Source organism: Fictibacillus sp. 5RED26, assembly GCF_015903895.1.
Taxonomy (GTDB): domain Bacteria; phylum Bacillota; class Bacilli; order Bacillales; family Fictibacillaceae; genus Fictibacillus; species Fictibacillus phosphorivorans.
In genome coordinates, this window is the sequence record NZ_JACZDU010000002.1 from 389159 (window position 1) to 412258 (window position 23100).

19 protein-coding genes are annotated in these 23100 nt (G+C 40.5%); 16 read left to right on the top strand and 3 right to left on the bottom strand.

Features of this window, described 5'->3' with window-relative positions; genetic code table 11:
• The first annotated feature begins 14 nt into the window (after positions 1–14).
• The 3 genes from IHV10_RS10250 to IHV10_RS10260 all read left to right on the top strand — a co-directional run bounded on the left by IHV10_RS10250 (position 15) and on the right by IHV10_RS10260 (position 4819).
• Positions 15–965: a carbohydrate ABC transporter permease gene (locus IHV10_RS10250; RefSeq protein ID WP_312035304.1), complete on the top strand. Its 951-nt coding sequence runs from the start codon at positions 15–17 to the stop codon at positions 963–965.
• A 225-nt stretch (positions 966–1190) separates the two neighbouring features.
• Positions 1191–2411, top strand: coding sequence for a glucoamylase family protein (locus IHV10_RS10255; protein WP_197128773.1), 1221 nt, complete (start codon positions 1191–1193; stop codon positions 2409–2411).
• Positions 2408–4819: a beta-galactosidase gene (locus tag IHV10_RS10260; protein WP_197128774.1), complete on the top strand. Its 2412-nt coding sequence runs from the start codon at positions 2408–2410 to the stop codon at positions 4817–4819. Before IHV10_RS10255 ends, IHV10_RS10260 begins: the two co-directional genes overlap by 4 nt.
• 259 nt (positions 4820–5078) lie before the next feature.
• On the opposite strand, the gene bglX is transcribed toward IHV10_RS10260, so the two are convergent.
• Positions 5079–7250, bottom strand: coding sequence for a beta-glucosidase BglX (bglX, locus tag IHV10_RS10265; RefSeq protein WP_197128775.1), 2172 nt, complete (start codon positions 7248–7250; stop codon positions 5079–5081).
• 315 nt (positions 7251–7565) lie between these two features.
• On the opposite strand from bglX, the gene IHV10_RS10270 reads away from it, so the two are divergent.
• On the top strand, positions 7566–8105 hold the full coding sequence (locus tag IHV10_RS10270; protein WP_197128777.1) for a sigma-70 family RNA polymerase sigma factor: 540 nt from the start codon (positions 7566–7568) through the stop codon (positions 8103–8105).
• A gap of 11 nt (positions 8106–8116) precedes the next feature.
• On the top strand, positions 8117–9109 hold the full coding sequence (locus IHV10_RS10275) for a DUF4179 domain-containing protein (RefSeq protein ID WP_197128778.1): 993 nt from the start codon (positions 8117–8119) through the stop codon (positions 9107–9109).
• A gap of 57 nt (positions 9110–9166) precedes the next feature.
• On the opposite strand, the gene IHV10_RS10280 is transcribed toward IHV10_RS10275, so the two are convergent.
• The gene (locus IHV10_RS10280) at positions 9167–9394 is read right to left on the bottom strand and encodes a group-specific protein (RefSeq protein WP_197128779.1); all 228 of its coding nucleotides are present in this window, start codon (positions 9392–9394) and stop codon (positions 9167–9169) included.
• Between the two features lie 131 nt (positions 9395–9525).
• Here IHV10_RS10280 and IHV10_RS10285 point away from each other — a divergent pair, with 131 nt between their 5' ends.
• Positions 9526–10050 (top strand): type 1 glutamine amidotransferase domain-containing protein, encoded by a 525-nt coding sequence (locus tag IHV10_RS10285; RefSeq protein WP_197128780.1) that lies wholly within the window; start codon positions 9526–9528, stop codon positions 10048–10050.
• A gap of 47 nt (positions 10051–10097) precedes the next feature.
• Here IHV10_RS10285 and IHV10_RS10290 read toward each other — a convergent pair whose 3' ends face one another.
• A complete protein-coding gene (locus tag IHV10_RS10290) occupies positions 10098–11483 on the bottom strand; it encodes a DUF2225 domain-containing protein (protein ID WP_197128781.1) in 1386 nt (461 codons plus the stop codon).
• Positions 11484–11636: 153 nt separating this feature from the next.
• Between IHV10_RS10290 and IHV10_RS10295 the strand changes: the two genes are divergently transcribed.
• From IHV10_RS10295 to IHV10_RS10340, 10 genes are all read left to right on the top strand, one after another.
• A complete protein-coding gene (locus tag IHV10_RS10295) occupies positions 11637–12149 on the top strand; it encodes a hypothetical protein (RefSeq protein WP_197128782.1) in 513 nt (170 codons plus the stop codon).
• A gap of 257 nt (positions 12150–12406) precedes the next feature.
• On the top strand, positions 12407–14182 hold the full coding sequence (locus IHV10_RS10300) for an ABC transporter ATP-binding protein (protein WP_197128783.1): 1776 nt from the start codon (positions 12407–12409) through the stop codon (positions 14180–14182).
• Positions 14183–14195: 13 nt separating this feature from the next.
• Positions 14196–14735 carry a MauE/DoxX family redox-associated membrane protein gene (locus IHV10_RS10305; RefSeq protein ID WP_197128784.1) on the top strand — a complete coding sequence of 180 codons (540 nt, stop codon included), beginning with the start codon at positions 14196–14198 and terminating at the stop codon, positions 14733–14735.
• On the top strand, positions 14732–15268 hold the full coding sequence (locus tag IHV10_RS10310; RefSeq protein ID WP_197128785.1) for a peroxiredoxin family protein: 537 nt from the start codon (positions 14732–14734) through the stop codon (positions 15266–15268). Before IHV10_RS10305 ends, IHV10_RS10310 begins: the two co-directional genes overlap by 4 nt.
• A 15-nt stretch (positions 15269–15283) precedes the next feature.
• A complete protein-coding gene (locus IHV10_RS10315; protein WP_197128787.1) occupies positions 15284–16222 on the top strand; it encodes an ABC transporter permease subunit in 939 nt (312 codons plus the stop codon).
• A 62-nt stretch (positions 16223–16284) separates the two neighbouring features.
• Positions 16285–17265 carry a hypothetical protein gene (locus tag IHV10_RS10320; protein ID WP_197128789.1) on the top strand — a complete coding sequence of 327 codons (981 nt, stop codon included), beginning with the start codon at positions 16285–16287 and terminating at the stop codon, positions 17263–17265.
• Positions 17266–17394: 129 nt separating this feature from the next.
• Positions 17395–18906, top strand: a complete 1512-nt coding sequence (argH, locus tag IHV10_RS10325) for an argininosuccinate lyase (protein ID WP_197128791.1) — start codon at positions 17395–17397, stop codon at positions 18904–18906.
• Between the two features lie 103 nt (positions 18907–19009).
• Positions 19010–20293, top strand: coding sequence for a peptidoglycan-binding protein (locus IHV10_RS10330; RefSeq protein WP_197128793.1), 1284 nt, complete (start codon positions 19010–19012; stop codon positions 20291–20293).
• A gap of 137 nt (positions 20294–20430) precedes the next feature.
• Positions 20431–22440, top strand: a complete 2010-nt coding sequence (locus IHV10_RS10335) for a penicillin-binding transpeptidase domain-containing protein (RefSeq protein ID WP_231619499.1) — start codon at positions 20431–20433, stop codon at positions 22438–22440.
• 129 nt (positions 22441–22569) lie between these two features.
• Positions 22570–23061 (top strand): VanZ family protein, encoded by a 492-nt coding sequence (locus IHV10_RS10340; protein WP_231619500.1) that lies wholly within the window; start codon positions 22570–22572, stop codon positions 23059–23061.
• Positions 23062–23100: the final 39 nt, after the last annotated feature.

Here is a 23100-nt window from a genome sequence, read left to right on the forward strand (position 1 = left end):
AGGATGTGATCAATGTGCAAACCAAAACACAGCAAGTGAACAAGTATTACTTAAAAACGAAACGCATGTTTTTGGGCATGCAGGGGACAGATGGTCTTCTTTACAAGCTCTTGATCTACGGACTCTTGGTAGGAATCGGATTCGTGTACCTGTATCCGCTTCTCTACATGGGTGTGTACAGCTTTAAAAGTTTGGACGATCTGTTGAACCCGCTCGTGAACTGGATTCCAACACAGTTTTATACCGGAAACTATGAGCAGGCGAACAAAGTTCTGAACTTCTTCTCAACATTGATGGAAACGTTGTATGTGACTGTTCTTCCTGCACTGGCACAGACTGCGGTAGCAGCAGTTGTCGGATACGGACTCGCTCGTTTTGATTTTCGCGGAAAAAAGATCATGTTCGTTCTAGTGCTCGCAACGTTTATCATCCCGCCGCAAGTGACGCTCATCCCAAGATACATCTTCTTTAATGAGCTGAACATCCTCGGCAGTTTGAGCGCGTTCTTGCTACCGGCAACGTTTGGACAAGGATTGAACAGCGCGATCTTTATCCTGATCTTTTATCAATTCTTTCGGGCGGTACCAAAAGCTTTGGAAGAAGCGGCTCAGCTTGACGGAGCAGGACATTTTCGAATCTTTTTCACGATCGCACTACCGATGGCATTGCCTGCAATCATCATCTCATTTTTGTTCTCGTTCGTTTGGTATTGGAACGAAACGTATCTCGCGGCGATCTATTTTGGCGATGCGTTAACAACATTACCGCTGCAGCTGCAGAAGTTCGTTGCGACGTATCAGCAGATGTTCCCAGCTGAGATGGGAGTGAGCGGAGGCAACCAGTTGAACGAAGGAATCAAGATGGCAGGAACCGTCCTGTCGATCCTTCCATTATTGATCGTGTACTTTATCACGCAGCGCTGGTTTGTTGAAGGTGTGGATCGTTCGGGGATTACTGGGGAGTAAAAGTGACTTGGGTTTTCATTCTTTTGTGAGATTCTTCATAGAAACAGTGGAATGTAGCAGAAGGTGTGAGACTCCTGCGGGACGAGCGGTCAGGTGAGACCCTTAAAGGCGCAAAGCGGCAAGGGGCTCACCGGTCGCTCCGCGGAAAGCGAAGCACCTGGAGCGGAATGAAACGATCTTCACTTTAAATGGCTTAAAAACCCACAAAAAGAGAGGGGAATAACGATGGATACACAGAAACTATTGGACCTTGAAGCAAAAGGATGCTTTGATTTCTTTTGGAACGAAGCAAACACGGATAAAAACAGCCCGGGATACGGGTTGATCCTGGATCAGTCAGCGAATAAAAAAGTAGCAAGTATCGCATCAAACGGGTTTGGATTAACGGCAATCATCATCGGAATCGAGCGCGGTTGGATCACAAGAGAAGAAGGCTACGAACGTACGAAAGGGACGCTCGAAACATTCTTAAACAACGTGGAACACGCGAGCGGCTTCTTTTACCACTTCTTAAATATGCAGACGGCGAAGAAAAACGAAGAGTGGTACGACTGCGCGTCGATCATCGATACGGGAATCTTCCTATGTGGTGCCGTAACTTCTGCTGAATACTTTGGCGGAGAAATCGCAGAGCTGTTCGAGAAAATCTACGCTCGCATTGACTGGAACGTGTATTATGATGAGCCGGTTAACCAGTTCTACATGGGCTACAACCCGGAAACGGGCGGCTTCCACCATTGGGATATGTACGCGGAGCAGATGATGACGTATGTGCTTGGTGTCGCATCTCCTACACATCCAGTTCCTGCAAAAATTTATGACGGTTTCGAACGCAGAAAAGGGACGTACAAAGATTACGAGTACATCCATGCGCCAGGAAACGCGATGTTCGTTCACCAATATTCGCATGCGTTCATTGATTTTAGAAATATCGTCGACGGAGACGGAATCAACTGGTACGAAAACTCGGTAAAAGCATCTCTTGCGAACCGTGCGTTTTGTAAAGAAAAATCGAGTGAGTTCAAGACGTATCACGAGAATGCTTGGGGCTTAACGGCTTGTGCGAGTCCGACCGGCTACCGTGTCCCAGGTGCTCCTCCTTATTATGAAGGGTGTGAGCCTGAACTTGAAGGTACAATCGCACCAACGGGAGCAGCGGGATCAATCGTTTTCACACCAGAAGAGTCGATCGCAGCGATGAAGTACTTTTATGAAGAGCACCCGCAGCTTTGGGGTGAGTATGGGTTCCAAGATTCTTATAATCTGGATGTCACGCCAGCTTGGTATTCAGACCATGTAATCGGTATTGATAAGGGAATCACGCTTCTTATGATTGAAAACTATCAATCTGGTCTCGTGTGGGATCTGTTCATGAAAAATAAGTATGTGAAACAAGGTGCAGACCTGTTAGGTTGGAAAAAGACAGAAGGAAGTCCGGTAAAATGATTGAAATCAAGAACAAACAGATTATCATCGACGGCAAGCCCGTTTTGATCACGTGCGGGGAAATTCATTACTACCGTCTTGATAAAAGCGATTGGCAAGACCGGTTAGACAAACTAAAAGAAACAGGATGTAACGCCGTGGCCACTTATGTGCCATGGCTTTGGCATGAGCCGGTAGAAGGGCAGTTTGATTTTACGGGTAAAACGCGTCCTGAAACAGACCTTGCCGGTTTCATCGATCTTTGTACAGAAAACGGATTTTATTTCTTCGTTCGTCCCGGACCGTTCATCATGGCTGAGATGAAAAACGAAGGACTGCCATATTGGGTGTACGAGAAGCATCCTGAGATCATTCCGGTTGGTTGGGACGAGAGCGAACCAACAACACCGACTGTGGATTATCTTGCGCCAGGATTTTTACAAGAAGTTCATAAGTATTATGAAAAAGTGATGGAGATTGTTACGCCACGCATCTATCCGAACGGCGGAAAAATCATCGCGTTTCAGCTTGATAACGAGATCGGCATGCTCTCTTGGGTGAGCAACACGCCGGACTTAACAGACAACGTGCTGAACGATTTCTCAAATTGGTTGAGCGAACGATACGGTGATAACGTGTCTAACCGCTATCCGTTTACGTTAGAAGAAAGTGCTGAGCGAAACACTGCATTCCGCTCTCCGAAAGAAGAGTATGCAGCTCAACTGTTAAAAGATCTTGGTTATTACATGCGCTACCGATTCGCTAAATACATCGCGATTTTAAGAGAGTACGCAGAAGAGTTTGGAGTGAGGGACATTCCGTTCGTGGTCAACATCCACGGAACAGGTGGAGGACGTGGATTCACGTACCCGATTGGGATCAGTCAGCTGTATGAAACGTATAACCAAGGACCTGGATATATCTCTGGTTCTGATATTTACTTTGGCGATCTTGATATGAAAACGTTCCAAGACCTCTACATCATCAACGGTCTGATGGAAGCTGTGCATAATGAAGATCAGCCGTTAACGTCTGTGGAGTTCAACTGTGGTGACGGAAACTTTGGTGAGACACTAGGCGAGCGCTACGATCCATCAGCGGCAGATTTTAAGTTTAGAATGTGTCTTGCTCAAGGAAACCGATTGATCAACTATTATCTGTTTGCTGGCGGTAAAAATGCGAGACTAAATACGCTTGTTGATGATGGAAACGATCGCATCGCCTCAACAGGTGAGCGCCACGGTTTCGCGGCACCAATCGGTCCAGAAGGTGACTACAACTATACGTTCCCACGCATGTCACGCGTGAACCAAAGTGTGATGGCAGTGAGTGATAAGCTCGCGCGAATGAACGAAGAACGAGATGAAGTATCGTTCGCGTTCATCCCGGACTATTACATGACAGAATATCGTTATCCGAAGAGTGAAGTGATGCGCGAGATCCTTTCAAACATTGAAGCAAATCGCGGTGCGGGCGCTTGGGAGATCATGGGTCGTGCGATGCTGCTGAACGGTTATCGTTTTACAGCTGTCGATGTTCAGAACAAACTCCTCGATGTGACGAAAACGCCTGTCCTTGCGTTACCGTCTGCTCGTTACATGGACAGTGCCATTCAGGAGAAACTCGTAAACTATTTAAACGATGGTGGAAAGATTCTTCTATACGGTGAGGTTCCTCTTTTTGATATGGAAGGGAAGGACTGTACATTGTTAGCGGAAGCACTTGGTGTGACGTATAAAGGGATTAGTCGTGATGGTCACGGCAACTACCTTTCTATCTATGGAGACAACTGGGCTTCAGCTCAGCCGGAGATTCGTTCAGGTTTCGTTCAACGTTTTGAAGTCGGACCAGAAGTAACGCCGATTTTCAGAGTGTACGGATCGGATGATGTGTGTGGCTTTGAGTCTGAAGTGGGGAATGGACGCGCAATCGTGATTGCCAGCTTCTATCGCTGTGATCTGCCATTCTTTAAAACAGCGCTTGAACGATTAGGAAGTCATGTGAAACTCACGCATGATTGCCCACACCACGGCATTTTTATGACATCGACGGTTGATGCAGAAGGTGAGCGTTTCCTTCATCTGTTGAACCTAGACGGATTTGATAAAGAATTCAATGTTTATGAAGATGGGGTAGCGTTGTTGGGTGGCAGGAAGCTGTTGTTGCAAAGCAAAGATGGTGTAATGCTGCCTATGAATCTATCAGTTGGACGTGTGAAAATTGCTTATGCGACAGCAGAAATTACCGGTGTGAGTGCAGACTATATCGATTTCCGCCTAACTCAGGTGGAAGATGTGATTGCGTTTGAACGTGGAACGAAGGTTTTACCGAGTGCTGATTATGTGATTGAAGAAAATGAGGAATTGACGCTCGTTCGCAGCAAGAAACATGCAAAAGTGGATGATCAGCTGCGGGTTTTGGTTGGTTAATAAGGGAGACTGCTCTTTGGGAGCGGTCTTTTCTTTATGTTAGAAGTCAGCCTTTGGTCGCTCGAGCGAAAAGGAAGGCCGTTGGAGCGAAACGCATTGTTGTTTGAGCGAAAACAGAGGTTTACTGAGCGAAACGAAGGGGCAATTGAGCGAAAAGAGCCCAAGTCTGCGCGAACGTGTAATCAATATAAAAACACGTACCGTAAAACACACAAAAAAAGGACTGCTCAATCCCAGAGCAGTCCTTCCTATACCTATATTACTTTACCAACCTAAACGGAACACTCACCACATCATGGCTGTTTTTCCCGATAAACATCGTAAACTTACCTGCATCACTCTTGAACTCAAGGTTCTCGTGGTGATAGCGAAGCATTTCTTCTGTGATCTCGAACGTTACCTCTTCAGATGCTCCAGGCTCAAGAACAATCTTTTTATAACCTTTTAACTCTTTCACCGGACGAACAACATCACCTGCAATATCACGGATATACAATTGAACTAGCTCTTCACCAGCCACATCGCCTGTATTCGTAACAGTGACAGAAGCTGTAATCACACCATCCTCCGTCAACACATCACTCGACAACTTCACATCGTCATATTTGAACTCTGTATAGCTCAATCCGAAACCGAACGGGAATAGAGGCTCGTTTGGAATGTCCAGATAATGAGACAGATAGCGCTCTTTATTTTCTGGAGTCGGCTGTGGACGACCTGTGTTGAAGTGGTTGTAATAAACCGGCACCTGACCAACTGAATATGGGAATGACATGGATAGACGACCAGATGGATTCACATCTCCGAATAAAAGATCAGCGATCGCAGCACCCGCTTCAGTACCCGGATACCACGCTTCTAATACAGCATCCACTTGATCTGCTACACCATGTAAATCAAGCGGACGACCGTTAAAGAGTACCGTCACGATCGGCTTACCTAACTTTTTCATTTCTTGAATCAGTTGAAGCTGAGGTTCAGGTAGACGAATGTCAGCACGACATCCCGCTTCACCACTCATGAATGATGCTTCTCCAAGTGCGAGCACGATCACATCTGCATCACTACCAACACGAACTGCTTCTTTCAACTGTTCAGCTGTTACAGACTCAACCTCACAACCTTCCGCAACCGTCAAAAGTGAAGGATCAGCCAGTTTACCCAACATACCTGCATCCACTTTTACCACGTCATCATAAGCACCTTGCCAAGACCAAGGTCCCATTAGGTCGCCATTTGTAGCGAACGGGCCGATGAGTGCAATTTTTTGTGTAGGTTGAAGGGGAAGAACGCCGCCTTCATTTTTTAAAAGTACACAAGACTTAGCAGCAAGTTCACGTGCTACATCACGGTGCTCGTCACACAGAATGACTTCTTCCGCACGCTTCTCATCAGCTCCACGATAAGGATCTTCAAAAAGTCCGAGCTTCTGCTTCAGCGTTAAGATACGTTCTACCGATTCATCAACGAGAGATTCCGATAACTTGCCGCTTTCCACAAGCTCTTTTACATGGTCCACGTAACACGTTGTCATCATCTCAATGTCAACACCAGCTGTGAGTGCTTTGTATGCTGCTTCAGCTTCATCTTCAGCGACACCGTGCGGAAGCTGCTCTTTTACAGCACCCCAGTCCGAAATGATTACACCGTCAAAGCCCCACTCATCACGAAGAAGGTCACGCATCAGCTTTTTGTTTGCCGTTGCCGGAATACCGTCGACTGTATTGAACGCCGTCATCACCATCTCACAGCCTTCATCAAGCGCCGCTTTATAAGCAGGCAGGTAAGACTCGCGAAGCTGACGTTCAGACATGTTTACCGTATTGTAATCGCGTCCGCCTTCAGGAGCACCGTATGCCGCAAAGTGCTTCACGCAAGCCGCGACACGGTCTTTGTCATTTGTTAAGTCTGTTCCTTGAAAACCACGAACGAACGCACGAGCGAATTCACTGTTCAGAAAACCATCTTCACCTGTTGATTCCATCACACGGCCCCAGCGCGGGTCACGAACAAGGTCGACCATTGGTGCGAACGTTACGTGAACACCAGAAACAGATGCTTCTTTTGCTGCGATCTCTGCACTTTTTTCAGCAAGATCCATATCCCATGAACAACCAATCGCAAGAGGTACCGGAAAGATCGTCTTAAAGCCATGTACGATATCAGCCATCATCAATAAAGGAATGCCATGACGGTTTTCTTTTAAATGTGCTTCTTGAATGTTGCGCGTTTCACGAGCTCCTGATCCACCAAGAACAGATCCTGTATTGCGGATCACGTCATCCGTAATCCCCATCTCCTGCATAGGACCCGTGATGAAGCCTTGATCAGATGAACCTTTAAAGAAAGGCGTAGCCAACTGAACCAACTGCGCGATCTTTTCTTCGAGTGTCATGTCTTGAATTAAATGTTGCACGTTTTGCTTAAGCATAAAGAAAACCTCCTGGATATCGTTTATTGTGTATGGTGTGATGAAATCGAAACGTTTCGATAAACCTGATAATAAAAATTATAAGCGCTTTCATTTTGAGAGTCAATGAAAAATCGAAACGATTCACTAGATTTGAGTCGTTATACTTTTATAGTCAACTTCTTAAGAAATAAAGGTATGATTTATAGCGTAGTGTTACTTCCAAAAGATTTCTTTCTTAACAGATAATAGATAATTTTTTTACAAGTGATAGAATTCCAGCATTCACTTCGTATTACATAGTAGGTACCAATAACCAGCAGGAGGGGTGTACGATTGAAAGTCACAGAAAACAATGTTGTACAACAACTAATAAATAAGAATGAAAATGCCATTTCTTTTATGATCCAACAGTACGGTGGATTACTTACAGCGATCATCAAACGATATGTGAACAATCAGCAACAAGATTATGAAGAATGCTTAGACGATGTGTTGCTATCGGTATGGGACAATATCCATTCCTTCGACCCTACGAAAAATACGTTCAAACAATGGATTGCCGCTGTTGCGAAATATAAAGCCATTGATTATCAGAGGAAACAGATCTCTCTTCAAAAACAGCAATTCTCAGTAGCGGAATTTCATGATTCCATCCTACCGACGCAAAAGCCACAAGAAGAGAGCCTTGTTCAAGAGTTGCTTCAACAATTGCCTCCAAATGAACGGAAAATTTTTCAAAAGTACTATTTAGAAGGAAACACATCAAGTGAGATCGCTCATGAATATAACGAGAGAGAGTCTTGGGTGTATAACAAGCTATCCAGAGGGCGTAAAAAACTAAAAGGCTTTTTGTTTCAAAATAACGAAGCATGAGGAGTGGGGATATGACGATCTATCAAAAATTAAATGAACTCGATATGGACTTGGAACAATACGCAGAGCAAGACCTTTCTCATTTTGAAAAAAAGCAATGGGAAAAGCGTGTACGAAAGAAAGTCAAAAAACAAAGTCCGTCAAAGGGTAGAAAATATGTGAGTGTAGCAGCGGCCATGCTCATGCTCTTAGCAACAGGAATATCACTGAGTACTGGAATCGTCTCTATAGCAAATATGCCGTTTGTAGGCGAGACGATCGAAAAGTATTTGAATCAAAACGAGAATCTTGATTTTTCTTCCTATAAAACAGCGATCGGACAAACCGCTGAAAACGAGAAGGGGAAGTTGACGCTGAACGAAGTGATGATTGACGGAGGACGATTACTCATAAGTTCGACTTATGAACCAGCAGATGGAATCGACTTTCATCATAAGATGCACCCTATGCCTAAAGTGAAGATGAACGGTAAAAATTTAACATCGAGTACAGGCGGCCAGTCGATTGAACTAAACAATTCCATGTTTACGGTTTTCAACGAAGTTCAATTAAAAGAGATACCGATCGGGGAGAAGGTCCAATTTCATATCGAGTACGATCGCTTAGATCTAGAATTGAAGATGAATCAGCCGTGGGTATTTGATATTGAAGTCCCAACTGAAAAGTTAGCAGCGGATAGCAAAACGATTACGCTTGACCAAAACATACAACTCGATAACGGACGCTCCATAAAACTCGAAAAAATGATCGTTACTCCAATTTCCACCGTGCTGTATTATGACTGGCCAGGCGAAGAGAACCACATCGCGTTTAAAATTGTAAGTAAATCTGGAACGGAAATCTTGCCAGACTCAGTTTCTGTTTCTCCTGAAGAATCTTATAACCGATTTAGTGCGATCGATCTGGAATCGGAGAAATATGTTGTAGTGCCTTTTGAACACTCAGAAAATCCTGGTGCAGATCAGCCTGATCGTATACCAGAGCTATCTGTTCCTATAAACTAAGCTTAAAAGCAAAAAACACTTGGTGACGATGCCAAGTGTTTTTTACTATCATCACTCTTATTTCACTAAATCACTCAATTTACCGTTTCGTTTCTCTCTTTCACTTTCATCCGCAAGGTCATACTTTTTCAAAAGATGAAACACTTCATTTAAGTAGGTTTGATCAGCAGCTTCAGACAAAGAGTCGCCAACCTCCATCACGAGTTCACGCGGCATAAAAGCGGATTGTTCGGCTAGCTTCTGCTTCACATCTTCTAACGTGTGGTCGATCGTACATTTGCCCATCTATAATCAGTCTCCCTCTGTATCCTATTGAAAAAATCGTATCATAACTCTCCGCAGAAGTGGAAGAATAGTGTCTTTCCTGTGATTCATGTTACGCTATGAAGGATATAAAAATAGTGGAGGTGTTAAACATGCGTTTAAAAGGTAAAAAAGTGTTAAGTCTCGTACACCATGATTTTGAGGATTTAGAACTGTGGTATCCGATTTTGCGCTTGCGTGAAGAAGGGGCGATCGTGGAACTAGTTGGAGAGAAAGCAGGAGAGACGTACATCGGAAAGTACGGTGTTCCGGCTGACGCAGATTATGCGTTTGGTGATGTGAACGCAGATGATTACGATGCAATCTTAGTTCCGGGTGGTTGGGCGCCGGACAAGCTGCGCCGTTTTCCTGAAGTAATCGAAATGGTTCAGCATATGGAGAAGAACAAAAAGCCGATCGGCCAAATCTGTCATGCCGGATGGGTTCTTGTTTCAGCAAAAGTGTTAGAAGGAAAGAAAGTAACAAGTACACCAGGTATCAAGGATGACATGGAGAACGCAGGGGCAACGTGGATCGATGAACCTGTCGTTGTTGACGGTCACCTCGTATCTAGCCGCCGTCCACCAGATCTACCGGATTATATGCGTGAGTTTGTTGCGGTTTTATCACAAAACTAAAGACACGGACCAAAAGAATGAATGATTCTCTTCTTTTGGTCCGTTTTTTATAGTTGGGACAGTATCTCTTTTGCTTCCTCAAACAATCCCTTTTTTAGAAAATATGTATGAACGTGCTTTTGAAGATCAAGTTTGTGATTGAGATCATCGGTGAAATGAAGCGCTTGTTTAAAAAAGACAACACTTTGAAGTAACTCATTGTGATCTTTGTTCCTTTTATAACTATCCAAATGAAAGATTCCTTTTAACAATAATTGGTCATAGCCATTGTTGACTTCAGTTTCAATAGGCAGCCATAAATCGTATGCTTTTAAATGGCTACCTTCTAACAGATAATTCTTTATGATTTGAACATCACATTTGATGGCTTGTTCATTATTTGCTAAAGAACAAAAAATTTCCTTTGCCTCCGTAAAATATGCAGTTGATTTTTTGATATTGTTCTTTTCTCTAAAAAGAAGACCGAGATTAAAATAAACTCCAGCCAACTGTTCATTATTATGATTTATTTTAAAAATTTCTTCTGCATGTAAATAAGATTGAATGGCAAGGTCAAAACTTCTTAGATTTTTGTATGTAATCCCTAAGGTCATTTGTATTTCGCCTAATTTATAAAGGGAGGAATGACTTTCAGCATCTTCTAATGCTTTTTTTAAATAAAAGGCAGCCGACTGATACTCTTTTAAGTGGGTATGATAAACACCCATATTTAAATAGGTTTCTACCTTCAAGTTGTAATCTGAAGGAAATTGATGCGTATAGTATAGGGCGGTAGAAAAGGATGTAAAGGATTCTTCTATTTTTTTTAGCCGAAACGAGATCATTCCCAAAAAATTATATAGTTTACCCAAGTGGTTAGAGTACTGATCCTCTAAAAGGTCAATCGCTTTCTGCGTAGTTACTTCTGCCTCCTGATAGTCACCCTCAAACCATTTTAATCGGGCCTTTACCCAAAAATATTTTCCTTTCTCATAGGTGTTCATTCTCTCGATCCATTCTCCAGAAAGACTTTCAAATGCCTTTTTCCCTTTATCTATTAAACTGTCATTCAAATAGGATTCAATATTATCTAATAAGCTACTGATATTGAGTTGTTCATGTGCGCTGTTCCGTTCACTCTGACCAATGAGATAAGAGATTGAACAGTTTAATCGAAGAGCTAATTTATCTAATGTTTCAATTGAAGGACTTACCATACCTTTTTCAAGCTGACTGATAAAACTTCGATTAACGATTCCTTTAGAAAGCTCTTCTTGTGTCATTTTTTGAAGAGTTCTCATCTCTTTAATCTTAAGTCCAATTTGTGTACTGATATTCATGTTTTGCCTCCGCGTTTCTCGATATACTTTCCCTAGTATAATAGAAAAATTTAAATTTTCCAAAAAGTATTGACTAATTGTCAAATAATGCAATAAAATGTAAAAGTAAACCATATTAACACTCGTTGTTAGTTTAAATAACAATATTACGGAGGCAATAGAATTGAAAAAAATCATTTATCTTTGTTTAATAACTTCTATGTTAATGTTAACTGCTGTAAATCTTACACAACAAAGCTCAGTAGCAGTGGATGACGAGATTAAACCATGGTCACATTTTTACAAATAATAGCTCAGGTTATCATTTGTTTAATGATACTTGGACTATTACTTTTTATTAACTTTCGTCAGTTACAACGTCTAAAGAAAGAGATCCATTTATTACCCGCACCTTTTACAATTAATGCAGCAAGTGAAAGTTTCACAAATAAAAATATTTTTGACTCATTACCACATTTACATCTATCAGGAAATGAAGAACATTATTTGGTTGCGATAAATTCTTGTACTTGTCCATTCTGTTATTCAGGAATGGAAGAACTGATTGTAGCTAATGACAATAAGCTACGAATAATCAATTTAGTAGAGTGCGATATTGAAAGTAAAATGCAGAATTACTTATTTGATGAAGAGATTGTTCATACACTGTCTATCAATAAGGAAGTAGCTAAAAAACTAGAAGTTAATCAATTTCCAACATACATGCTAATTAACAAAAAAGGCGATGTTTTAAAAGAAGATACTTGGAGTAAATCTGTACTTCATACATTTAATAATTGAAAGGGGGTGTAAATATGTTAAAGAAGTTACTAGGAATTAAGCCTATGGGTGTACCATGTGATTCAGGCATTAGAAGATCAACTTGTACAGCACAAATGTGTACAGATACCGACCGTACCCGTACTATTAACTATTATGATAGTATGTCTGGACAAAAGTGTAAGACGATATATTCTTGTGGTTGTTAATATTATTTAGCAGTGGTATAGGGGACCAGGTCATACTTGGTCCTAATTTTTTATATTGAGGCAGGGATTATGTCTAGAGCAGCTATTATAAAAGCATTTAAACTTATTTTTACGCATGGTAAATCATGGATAATATTATCTCTTATCAGCAGAATTACTATAGGATTAATGCCTTTTGTGGTTTTAAAACTTACTGAGACATTAATCAATCATGTTACAGCATTCATTTCAAATCAAACAACGAGTTTAAGATTTATTTTTTTACTACTGTTTGCACAATTTATACTTACGATTTTGAAATCTATTCTTCAACATTTAAATGAAGTTTGGGATATGGAGATCGAATATAAACTTGATTTTGTCATGGGAAAGATGCTATCTGAGAAAACAACTAGCATCTCGTATAAGTATTTTGAGAGTACGGAATTCTTCAATACTCTTGAGCGAATTGGGAATAATCAGGGGAGTCGAGTAATAAGTCCTCTTCGACATATATTAGATCTTTTTCAAGCATTAATTAGCTTTTGTTCTTATGTTGTATTTTTGTCTATGGTTCATTGGAGTTTAGTAATATTAAGTGTCTTTGTGGCAATTCCCACTCTTCTTATTCAGACCAAGTTTGGCAATGAAAAATTCTTTCTGATGAAATATTTAACTAAGGAAGCAAGAGAAGCAAACTTTATCTCTGGCTTGTTTCAGGATAAAGGAGGAAACAAAGAAATAAGATTGTTTAATCTTTCATCATACTTACTTAAAAAATGGGAAAGGCTAACTCACTATACAAATAATAAAGCCATACATTTGATGAAAAGAGAGAAGAGAACCCATATTTTATTAGATGGATTGACAGCATTGCTCTATGGTGGAGGTAGCTGGATTATTATTCATCTTTTACGATCAAATAAATTAGGTATTGGAGAATTTGTATCTATTGGTCAAGCGATACAAGGTGCCCAAGGAGTTATTAACTCTGCCGCTGTTAGTATTGCACGAATATATGAAGAACAACTATACCTTAATGATTATTTTACTTTTATTGAAGCTGAAGAAGAAACTAGTACGGAAAGTCATCCTATTTGGATCGATGCTAGTTCTGCTATTACATTGAATCATGTTAGCTTCTCTTATTCTGATACAAGCCCTAATGTCCTTAACGAAATAAACTTAACAATTAAAAAAGGTGAAAAAATTGCTATTGTCGGTGAAAACGGTTCTGGAAAGACAACCCTTATCAAATGTATTTTAGGATTATACCCCATTATCAATGGAGATGTTTATATCAACCAAAAACATATACAATCCATGAAGCGAAATGAGATAAGCAAAAGTATATCCGTCATTTTTCAAGATTTTATGAGCTATCCTTTTTCGGTACGAGAAAATATTGCTTTTGGTGACTTAAAGGAAATAAAAAATGATGACTTGTTACTGGAATTGTGTAAATACAGTGGTTTATTAAATAAAATCAACAGTCTTCCTGAAGGTTTAGACACAAACCTTGGTAAAATTTTGTCTAATGAAAGTGAAGAATTATCTGGGGGACAATGGCAGAGAATAGCGATTGCTAGGGCACTCTTGAAGAATGCGGAAATCCTAATCTTAGATGAGCCTACCTCTTCGCTAGACCCTCTTACAGAGATGGAAATCTTTGAACGAATGAACGAAATGGCCAATGATCGCACGGCTATATTTGTATCACATCGCATGGCTGCTGCTCGCTTTGCAGATAGAATTATTGTCATGAAGAATGGATCAATTGTTGAAGTAGGTTCACATTCAGAACTAATGAGTAGTGAAACGCTTTATAGCGAGTTATTTAAAGTCCAAGCCAAATGGTATGCATAGTGAGGGATTAATCATGATTCTACAAATGCAATATATGGTATTACTAGGTATTGTTTTTATTCTAAGTGGTACAGAAAAGCTAGCCAAGCAAGAGGAGCATAGAAGGTTACTGTTTAACTACCAAATTCTTTCAATGAAACAAATTAAACGGTTTTTGCCTGTACTTGCTAGTCTTGAAATTTTAATAGGTTTATTATTATTCTCTTTACAGCTATCTAAAGTAGCAATAGTAGGAGCAGTGGGTCTGATGCTGATTTTTACTGGTGCGATCGCTATCAATCTTTTTCGTGGAAGAAAAGACATATCTTGCGGATGCGGCGGCATTATGGGGAATCACAAGATATCTTGGTGGTTAGTTGTTCGAAATGGTTGTATTTCCCTAGGATTTGTTCTTTGTTTATCTTTTGAGGAATCAATAAAATCTATCGGATTATATTATGGTGTTGCCTGCTTTAGTGCAATATTTATTATTCTATGTTCTCTAATAATAAAGAATCTATCAACAGTGCAAGGTGAAATAAATAGAATCATGGGAAAGGACTTGATTAGATGAGTTGGAATATATTATCACAAACCTTTTTATGGGTGATTGTCATCTGTCAATTTTTTGTTATTTTTTATTTAACTCGCATACTATCGCAGTTTTTAACAAGATTTAGGACTACTGGTCAAAAAGTAGAGGAAATGAGTCTTCAAGTGGGTACGAGTGCCCCTCTTTTCCGAGCTAAAGACAGTAGAGGAAATACGGTGAAAATTCATGACTATATAGGTAGAGATGTATTGTTGTTCTTTAGCAACCCATCATGCTCCACTTGTGAAAGCCTCTTAGAAAAGGCATCTTCTCTTGAAGTACCAACATTCATTATTAGTCCCGAAAGATATAGCGACGAACGCATAAAACGATATCCTCAATTTATATTCTTATATGATCCAAATTTATTGGAAAATTACTACATACAAAAGGTTCCTACTTTAGTGGTCGTTGATCAGTATGGAAATGTTGCCACAATAGGTGGCGCTAATCAATTTGAGGAAATTCAAGATAGTATTAGAACTAGAGTAGATAAACAAGTCCAGATTGGTTAGTAATGGGGGAGAAACATGAAAGTCGTCAAACTTAGTGTGAATTTTTTGTTGCTGTGTATCAGTATTCTTATGGTAGGATCCATTCCATTTCTTATCTATGACATAGATAGGCAGCTCAAAGTACTTAAGATGATTGAGAATAACGAAATAGAAAATACCCTTTTTCTCTATGATTCTGTTCAATTTAATATTGGCAATTACTTTAATCATGTCAAAGAAATGCTAGGGAACATCTTTTCTATTCAAGACTTTCAATATTATAAATTCAAAGAATATTATCCTGTTTTTCCAGAACTGAACCAACTATATTTAATGTCGGTCAAATACTTAATAGCTGCCTTATGTATAGGGTTGATTTTGGCTATAACTTTAAGTTTCTTCATTATGCTTTTACCGACTACGCAAAGGGATAAAGTTAAGAAGGTATTATTTGTCGTTGAATCACTTCCAGATATTTTTATTATTTTCCTCTTACAGTTTTTAATCATTTGGTTTTATAAAAAAACAGATATTTTGTTGTTTCAGATCGTAAACGTATTAGGTAAGCCTGCATTTTTTCTTCCAGTACTTTGTTTGAGTATTCTTCCTTCTATTTATATTACAAAGTATTTATTGATTTCTTTAGAAGAAGAGGAAAAGCAATCCTATGTGGAAATGGCTAGAGGAAAAGGTTTATCCATGTATTACATCGTATTTGTGCATATATTTCGAAATGCAATATTCACTCTTCTATTTCATTTTAAGACAATCTTTTGGTTTTCACTCTCGAACCTTTTTGTTCTAGAAATAATATTTAATATTCACGGTATTATGACACACATCAAAACTTACGGAAGTATGAATCCCGACCTTGTAACGTTAAGTATATTATTAATATTTATTCCTTATTATTGTTTATTTCATTTGGCTTCTGCCGTTATTTCCAAAAAGATAAAAGGAGATATCAGTCTATGAGAAGACTATTAAAAGAGAAGTCTTTTATTTTTGGTTTTTTCTTTTTATCAACGATATTCGTCATGAGTTTTGTTTACACCTATGGAATAAAAGATCCAAATGATAAACCTCAGGCTGTTCTTTATAATGAGAATCAAGAGTTAGTGGCTCGAGCCCCGTTTCCTCCTTCTGAAGATTTCCTATTAGGCTCTGATAAAGAAGGGAAAGGTGTTCTTACAAACTTAATTGAAGGAGCAAAATATACGATTGGTCTAGCTATTCTATTGAGTTTATTTCGAATACTCCTTTCGTTTATTCTTGGCTACCTATTTTTTATCTTACCAAAAGTAGTAAAAGACAAAATTGAAATTCTGTGTGATGCTTACCATTATGCTCCTACTGCTATTTTTGCTTATTTAATACTCTCTCCAGCATTGATTGCGTTTTCTTGGTCTTATGATGATAAATCAAAATTTTATATTACTATCGGAGTTATTATCGCATTGGCAATACCCATTCTTTCTGTTTATCTCATGAGAGAAATTGAGATTATATTTAGAAAAGAATTTATTTCTAGTTCCAGACTGATTGGTGGTAGTTCGATCCATATTTTTTTGAAGCATGTTACACCTTTTCTCATCCCGAAAATCATCATTATGTTTGTTCAGCAAGTGGGACAAGTATTAACCCTGTTTGCCCATTTAGCACTTCTGGATATTTTTATTGGTGGTGGAAAACAAGTTATTATGGGAATGGATTTAGAGGGTAACTTACTTATGGAGTCTTTCTCTCTATCATCTGAATGGGGTGGCTTGATCGGAAAGAGCTGGAACAGCTTTATGTCATATCCTTGGATGTTGTTTGGCCCTATACTAGCCTTTACTTTAACCATATTAGCTGTGAATTTTATGGCTTCAGGATTGATAAGGTGGAACCAAAGAGAGTATAATATGCCTTCTAATAAAAAAAATAAAAAAATCAATAGCTCATCTTCTGTATTGAATGTAACAAGTGAAAACGTATTTAGTTTTGATAAAGTGAAATTATCAGAAAAAAGTGGATAACAGATCGAAGCGCCTAGAGGTAGTTCTAAATACTAAAGGCGCTTTTTTTGTATATCTGCACATCTTCACCAATATCGTTCTATAAAAATACACTATAAAAAATGCCATAAATCTGGAGGGGTGGAATAAATGCCATCCAAAGACGACTTCATCAAACAAGAAGGCACGGTGTTCCCTGGCAAGACATACGTAGAACACTTGCTGCTCCCAGTATTCAACGACCAAAGAGACTATCTTTTTAAACATATGTTTAACATCCACCGCGCACATGTTGTGATGCTATCTGAGCAACAAATCCTGGATAAAAGTGAAGCCGCTAAAATACTCAGGGGAGTAGAAACCATAGCCAATATCGACCCACAGACTCTAACCTACGATCCACAATTCGAAGACTTATTCTTCATGATCGAACACAAAATGAGTGAAGAGATCGGACCAGATCTGGCGGGCAGTATGCATATGGCGCGTAGTCGAAACGATATGGGAATCGCCATGTACCGCCTCGTACTCCGAGAACACATCCTCACACTCACAGAAAGCGCGCTTTTACTCGCAACAGCCCTTCTAGAAAAAATCGAAGAACACGCGGAAACTGTCATGACAGCCTATACTCACACCCAACCCGCACAGCCAACAACTCTCGGACACTACTTAACCGCTGTGCTAGACATCCTTTTACGAGATATCGAACGTCTTCAATTTGCTTACGAAACAGTCAATTGTTCACCAATGGGAGCTGCAGCACTCTCCACAACGAGTTTTCCAATCGACCGTGATAGAGTTTGTGAACTGCTCGGTTTCTCGAAACTAATCGAGAATTCATACGATGCTGTAGCTGGTACCGATTATCTGATAGAAACCGCGACTGCCGTGTTAACGTTGATGACGAATAGCGGACGTTGGATTCAGGACTTCCTTCAGCTCGTTACCCGTGAACATGACATCATAAAAGTAGCAGATCCATACGTGCAGATCAGCTCAATCATGCCGCAAAAACGAAATCCGGTATCCATCGAGCATTCGCGGGCACTATCGAGTTCATCAGCAGGAGAAGCACTCGCGGCAATACAGATGATCCACAACACACCATTTGGCGATATCGTGGATACCGAAGACGACCTTCAGCCGCATTTATATAGAAGTTACGAAAAAGCGAACCGAGTGATGCACCTCATGCATGCGGTCATCCGAACGATGGAAGTGAACAAAGGTCTAGCACTCGATCGTGCGAAAACATCTTGTATCACGATTACAGAGCTTGCGGACTTTTTAGCAAAAGAAAAGGGAGTGTCGTTTCGAGGAGCTCACAAAATAGCGAGCACGATAGCGAAAAAGTGCTCATCGGAAAAGTTAGAGCTAAATGAGCTGCAACTTCAAACGGTTCATCAAATATTATCCTCTCATCATCAACATCTATCTCTTACCCTAATAGAATGGGAAGACATCATTTGCCCTATTCAATTTGTGAAAAGGCGTAGCATTCAGGGTGGACCGAATCCGGTTGAGGTGAGGAGGATGGCTGGAGAACGCTACACTGTGATAAATGATGTAGTGAAACGTCTCGAAGAAAGAAAGACGAACCAAACAATAGCAGAAAATATGCTGCAATGTGCAATTCGTAGTCTAATAGAAGAAAATTAAAAAAAGCCAGCAGGCTTTTTTTAGTTTCCTGTCGAAAAGACAGTTAAATAAATATCCATAATTGCCGATATATGTCATAAACGTATTTTTGAAGGAGGAGAACATGGAGAACACGGTTGTAAAACGGTTAGTGATGACTTCTGCGTTTGCTGGTGCATTTTTTGCTGTTCCTCTCGTTGGTGAAGCTGCCTTAGGTGATAACACTCTTAAACAGGGAACAACGCATGCGGATGTTCAGCAGCTGCAATCCATTTTAAAGCAAAAAGGATACTTTAAAGATTCACAAACGACAACGTATTTTGGACCAATTACAAAAAAGGCAGTTATGGATTTTCAGAAAGCGAACGGACTCGTTGTTGATGGAATCGTGGGAAAAAACACTTATGGTAAGCTTCTAGGAAAGTCTTTTCAAGAACTGGCACCGAAACCGACTACAACTAAACCAATTACTGCAAAGCCTGCTTCAAACTCAAATACAAGGGTTATGAAGCTGAGCTCCACAGGACAAGCTGTCATGAAGCTTCAGCAGGACCTAAAGTTCCTTGGTTATTTTACATATTATAAAACGACCGATTATTATGGAACGATCACAACAGAAGCGGTGCGTAAATTTCAGATCAGTCAAAAATTAAAAGCTACAGGTGTGGCTGATGCGAAAACGCAAGAGCTGATTCGAAAGGCAGTTGCGGCTAAAAAAGCACCGACGGCTCCATCTAAGCCAAAACCAACGCCGGCTCCATCCAAACCGGCTACACCACCAGCTCCGAAGCCTCAGCCAACTTCTAAGGAGTTGAAGTTTGGCACAACAGGGCCGGAAGTCAAACAGTTACAAACGAGACTCAAGAATTTAGGGTTCTTCAAATATCCGATGATTACGGACTATTTTGGGACGGTAACAGAAGATAGTGTTGAAGCGTTTCAAAAGGCACACGGCTTACCTGTGACAGGAGTCGTAACCAAATCGGTTTTGGATAAGATGACTGAAGTAGAGAACAAAAAGCCAGAACCCGTCAAAACACCGAACGAAATTACGATCAACGTGATCGCGAACGCGGCAGAACTTATGGGAACGCCGTACGTTTGGGCAGGAACGACTCCGAGCGGGTTTGACTGCAGTGGATTTATTCAATATGTGTTTGCAAAAGAAGACGTTGCGCTTCCAAGGACAGTTGCTCAGATGTGGAACGCTACAACAGCTGTTTCTAAGCCAGCTGTTGGTGATCTCGTGTTTTTTGAAACATATGCCACTGGTCCATCTCACCTTGGCATCTATTTAGGTAATGATCAGTTCGTTCATAGCGGATCGAGCACGGGTGTGACGATCAGCAATCTTACTTATAAGTATTGGCAAGACCGATATCTCGGTTCTAAGCGTATTAATTACTAATAATCTATCACCTTGTGCGTATCGTTATCTATGCGCGCAAGGTGATTTTTTTATCATGGCGTTATCACACATTTATTACCATACATTCTGCTATAATGATTAAACAACTGTTTAATGGTAGGGAAAGGAGTTCTGTTTTGAAGAATTTTTATAGAATCCTCGTATTGGTAGCACTTTGTTTTGTCTTTTTGACGGCGTGTTCTGAACCGCCAAAGCCGGAATCAACGGTGAAAAAGTATATGGCCGCGTGGCAAAAACAAGATTTTGAAAGTATGTATGACATGCTAGATTCAAAGTCTAAGAAACAGATTACGAAAAAAGAATTCGTAGATCGTTATAAGACTATTTATGGTGGCATTGAAGCTGCCGATCTTAAGGTGAAGGCTTCAGGGAAAGTGAAACAAAACGAGAAACAAGAAGAAAAGGCTGAAACCTCGTATTCTGTAAAAATGAACACACTTGCGGGTCCAGTGGACTACACGCATAACATAAAACTGAATCTGGAAGAAAAAGAAGATACAGAGAGTTGGAGAGTTCAGTGGAATCCATCACACATCTTTCCTCAGATGAAGGAAGGAGATAGAATCTCAGCTTCATCCATCGCACCAAAACGTGGAGCGATTCTAGACCGTGAAGGAAATCCGCTAGCGTTTAATGGCACAGCTTATGAGGTATCGATTGTTCCTCAAGAACTGCCGGAAGACCAAAGCAAAACGATTGTCCCACTCGCAAAAATCTTAGGCATGACGCCAGAAGAGGTCCAAAAAAAACTGGATCAGCCTTGGGTGAAGCCGGAATATAGTGTGCCAATTAAAAAGATGCAGACCGATAATCCAGATATTCAAAAAGCCGTCGCGCTAGCAGGCGTGCAGTCACCAAAAGCCGAAACAAGATTGTACCCGCTAGGAGAAGCGGCAGCCCATCTAACAGGTTACATCGCACAAGTAAACGCTGATGATCTTAAAAAGCTAGAAGGAAAAGGATATACCGCACAAGATTTTGTCGGTAAAGCCGGACTCGAGAGATTGTACGAAGAACAGCTTCGCGGTCAAGCGGGCGGAGTCATAAAAGTACTTACGAGTGAAAAAGAAGAAAAAGCGGTTGTTGCTGAGAATGAGGTCGTTAACGGAAAAGATGTGAAAACGACGATTGATAGCGGTGTGCAGAAGTCTATCTATGCTCAACTTCAAGGAGATGTGGGAACATCATCTGCCATCCACCCAACAACGGGAGAAGTGCTCGCACTTGTAAACAGTCCATCTTACAATCCGAATGAGTACACACTCGGCCTGACAGAAGCAATACGAAAAAAGTGGAGTGATGATTCAAAAAATCCTTCGCTAAACCGTTTCGTATATACGTATGCACCAGGTTCAGTATTAAAACCAATTACGGCCGCAATCGGGATGGAAAATGGCACACTCAATCCGAACGATGTGATGAACGTGAGCGGTAAGTCATGGAAAAAAGATGAATCGTGGGGTAAATATACGGTAACCCGTGTTAGTGCTGTTCCAAGTGTGAACCTTGAAAAGGCACTGATCTACTCAGACAACATTTACTTTGCTCAAGCTGCACTGAAAATTGGGCAAGAACCGTTCGTGAACGGCTTGAAAAAGTTTGGGTTTGGCGAAGATCTGCCACTCACAAACCCGTCCACAATCGGTGAAGAAGGGATGACCGAAGTTCAGCTCGCAGATAGCGGATATGGTCAAGGAAAGATCGAGATGAGTCCGCTTCACCTCGGAATTTCGTATACGCCATTTTTGAATAACGGTAATCTGTTAAAACCGCAGATTCTACAAGATGAAGCGGCGGGTCAACCGACTGTTTTGAAGGAGAATGTGATATCCGAAGAAACAGCAGCGATTCTTCGTGATGATATGTCGAAAGTGGTCTCGAACTCAGCTGGAACGGCGCATGACGCCTACATGGCGAAGCTGCCGCTTGCCGGCAAAACAGGAACGGCAGAATTGAAAGCCAGTAAAGAAGATAAAAACGGTATGGAGTTAGGCTGGTTTGTAGCATATAACACCGAGAATCCGTCCCTTCTCGTTACGATGATGATTGAAGATGTGAAGGGAAGAGGCGGCAGTCACTACTTGGTGCCTAAAGTGAAGAAGGTTTTCGAAGATCATGTGAAATAAACCAAAAGACCTCCTTCGTGGAGGTTTTTTGGTTACTTCAAAGGCATTCCTTTTATCTTTTTTGAGTTCTAAAACATGTGTTATAGTAAGTTCAGTCATGTCATTTTTTAAGCAGGTGGTACGTACTTCATGAAACGATTTTTATTATATGGACTCCCAGTCTTTCTATGGATGGGTATGATTTTTTATGCCAGTTCTCAACCCTACGAGAAACAAGATCTTCGGCCAACACTGTCTAGTAATCTTGATTTAAATACGGTAGAGCATCTGTTTTCGTCCATCTCATTTCATTACGCTGGTGACGAAATTAGTGTCGAAGCTTTAGGAGCGGCACATTTTCTGGAGTTCTTTATTCGTAAAGCTGCACATTTTTTCACTTATTTTGTTTTAGGTTTCCTGATTTACCGAGCATTTGACAGGTTTTTGTTAAACAATCGTTTAACATTTATGACTTCATGGATTTTAACCATTCTGTATGCCATCTCTGACGAAGTACATCAAGGCTATACACCGAATCGTTCTCCTCATGTGGAGGACGTAATGATTGATACGATAGGTGGTCTTATTGGAATCATGATAGCTCTATTCATATACAGGAAAATTCGTACAAAAAGAATTTAGTTTAATGCTACAATAATAGAAAAAGAATGCAGGTGATAC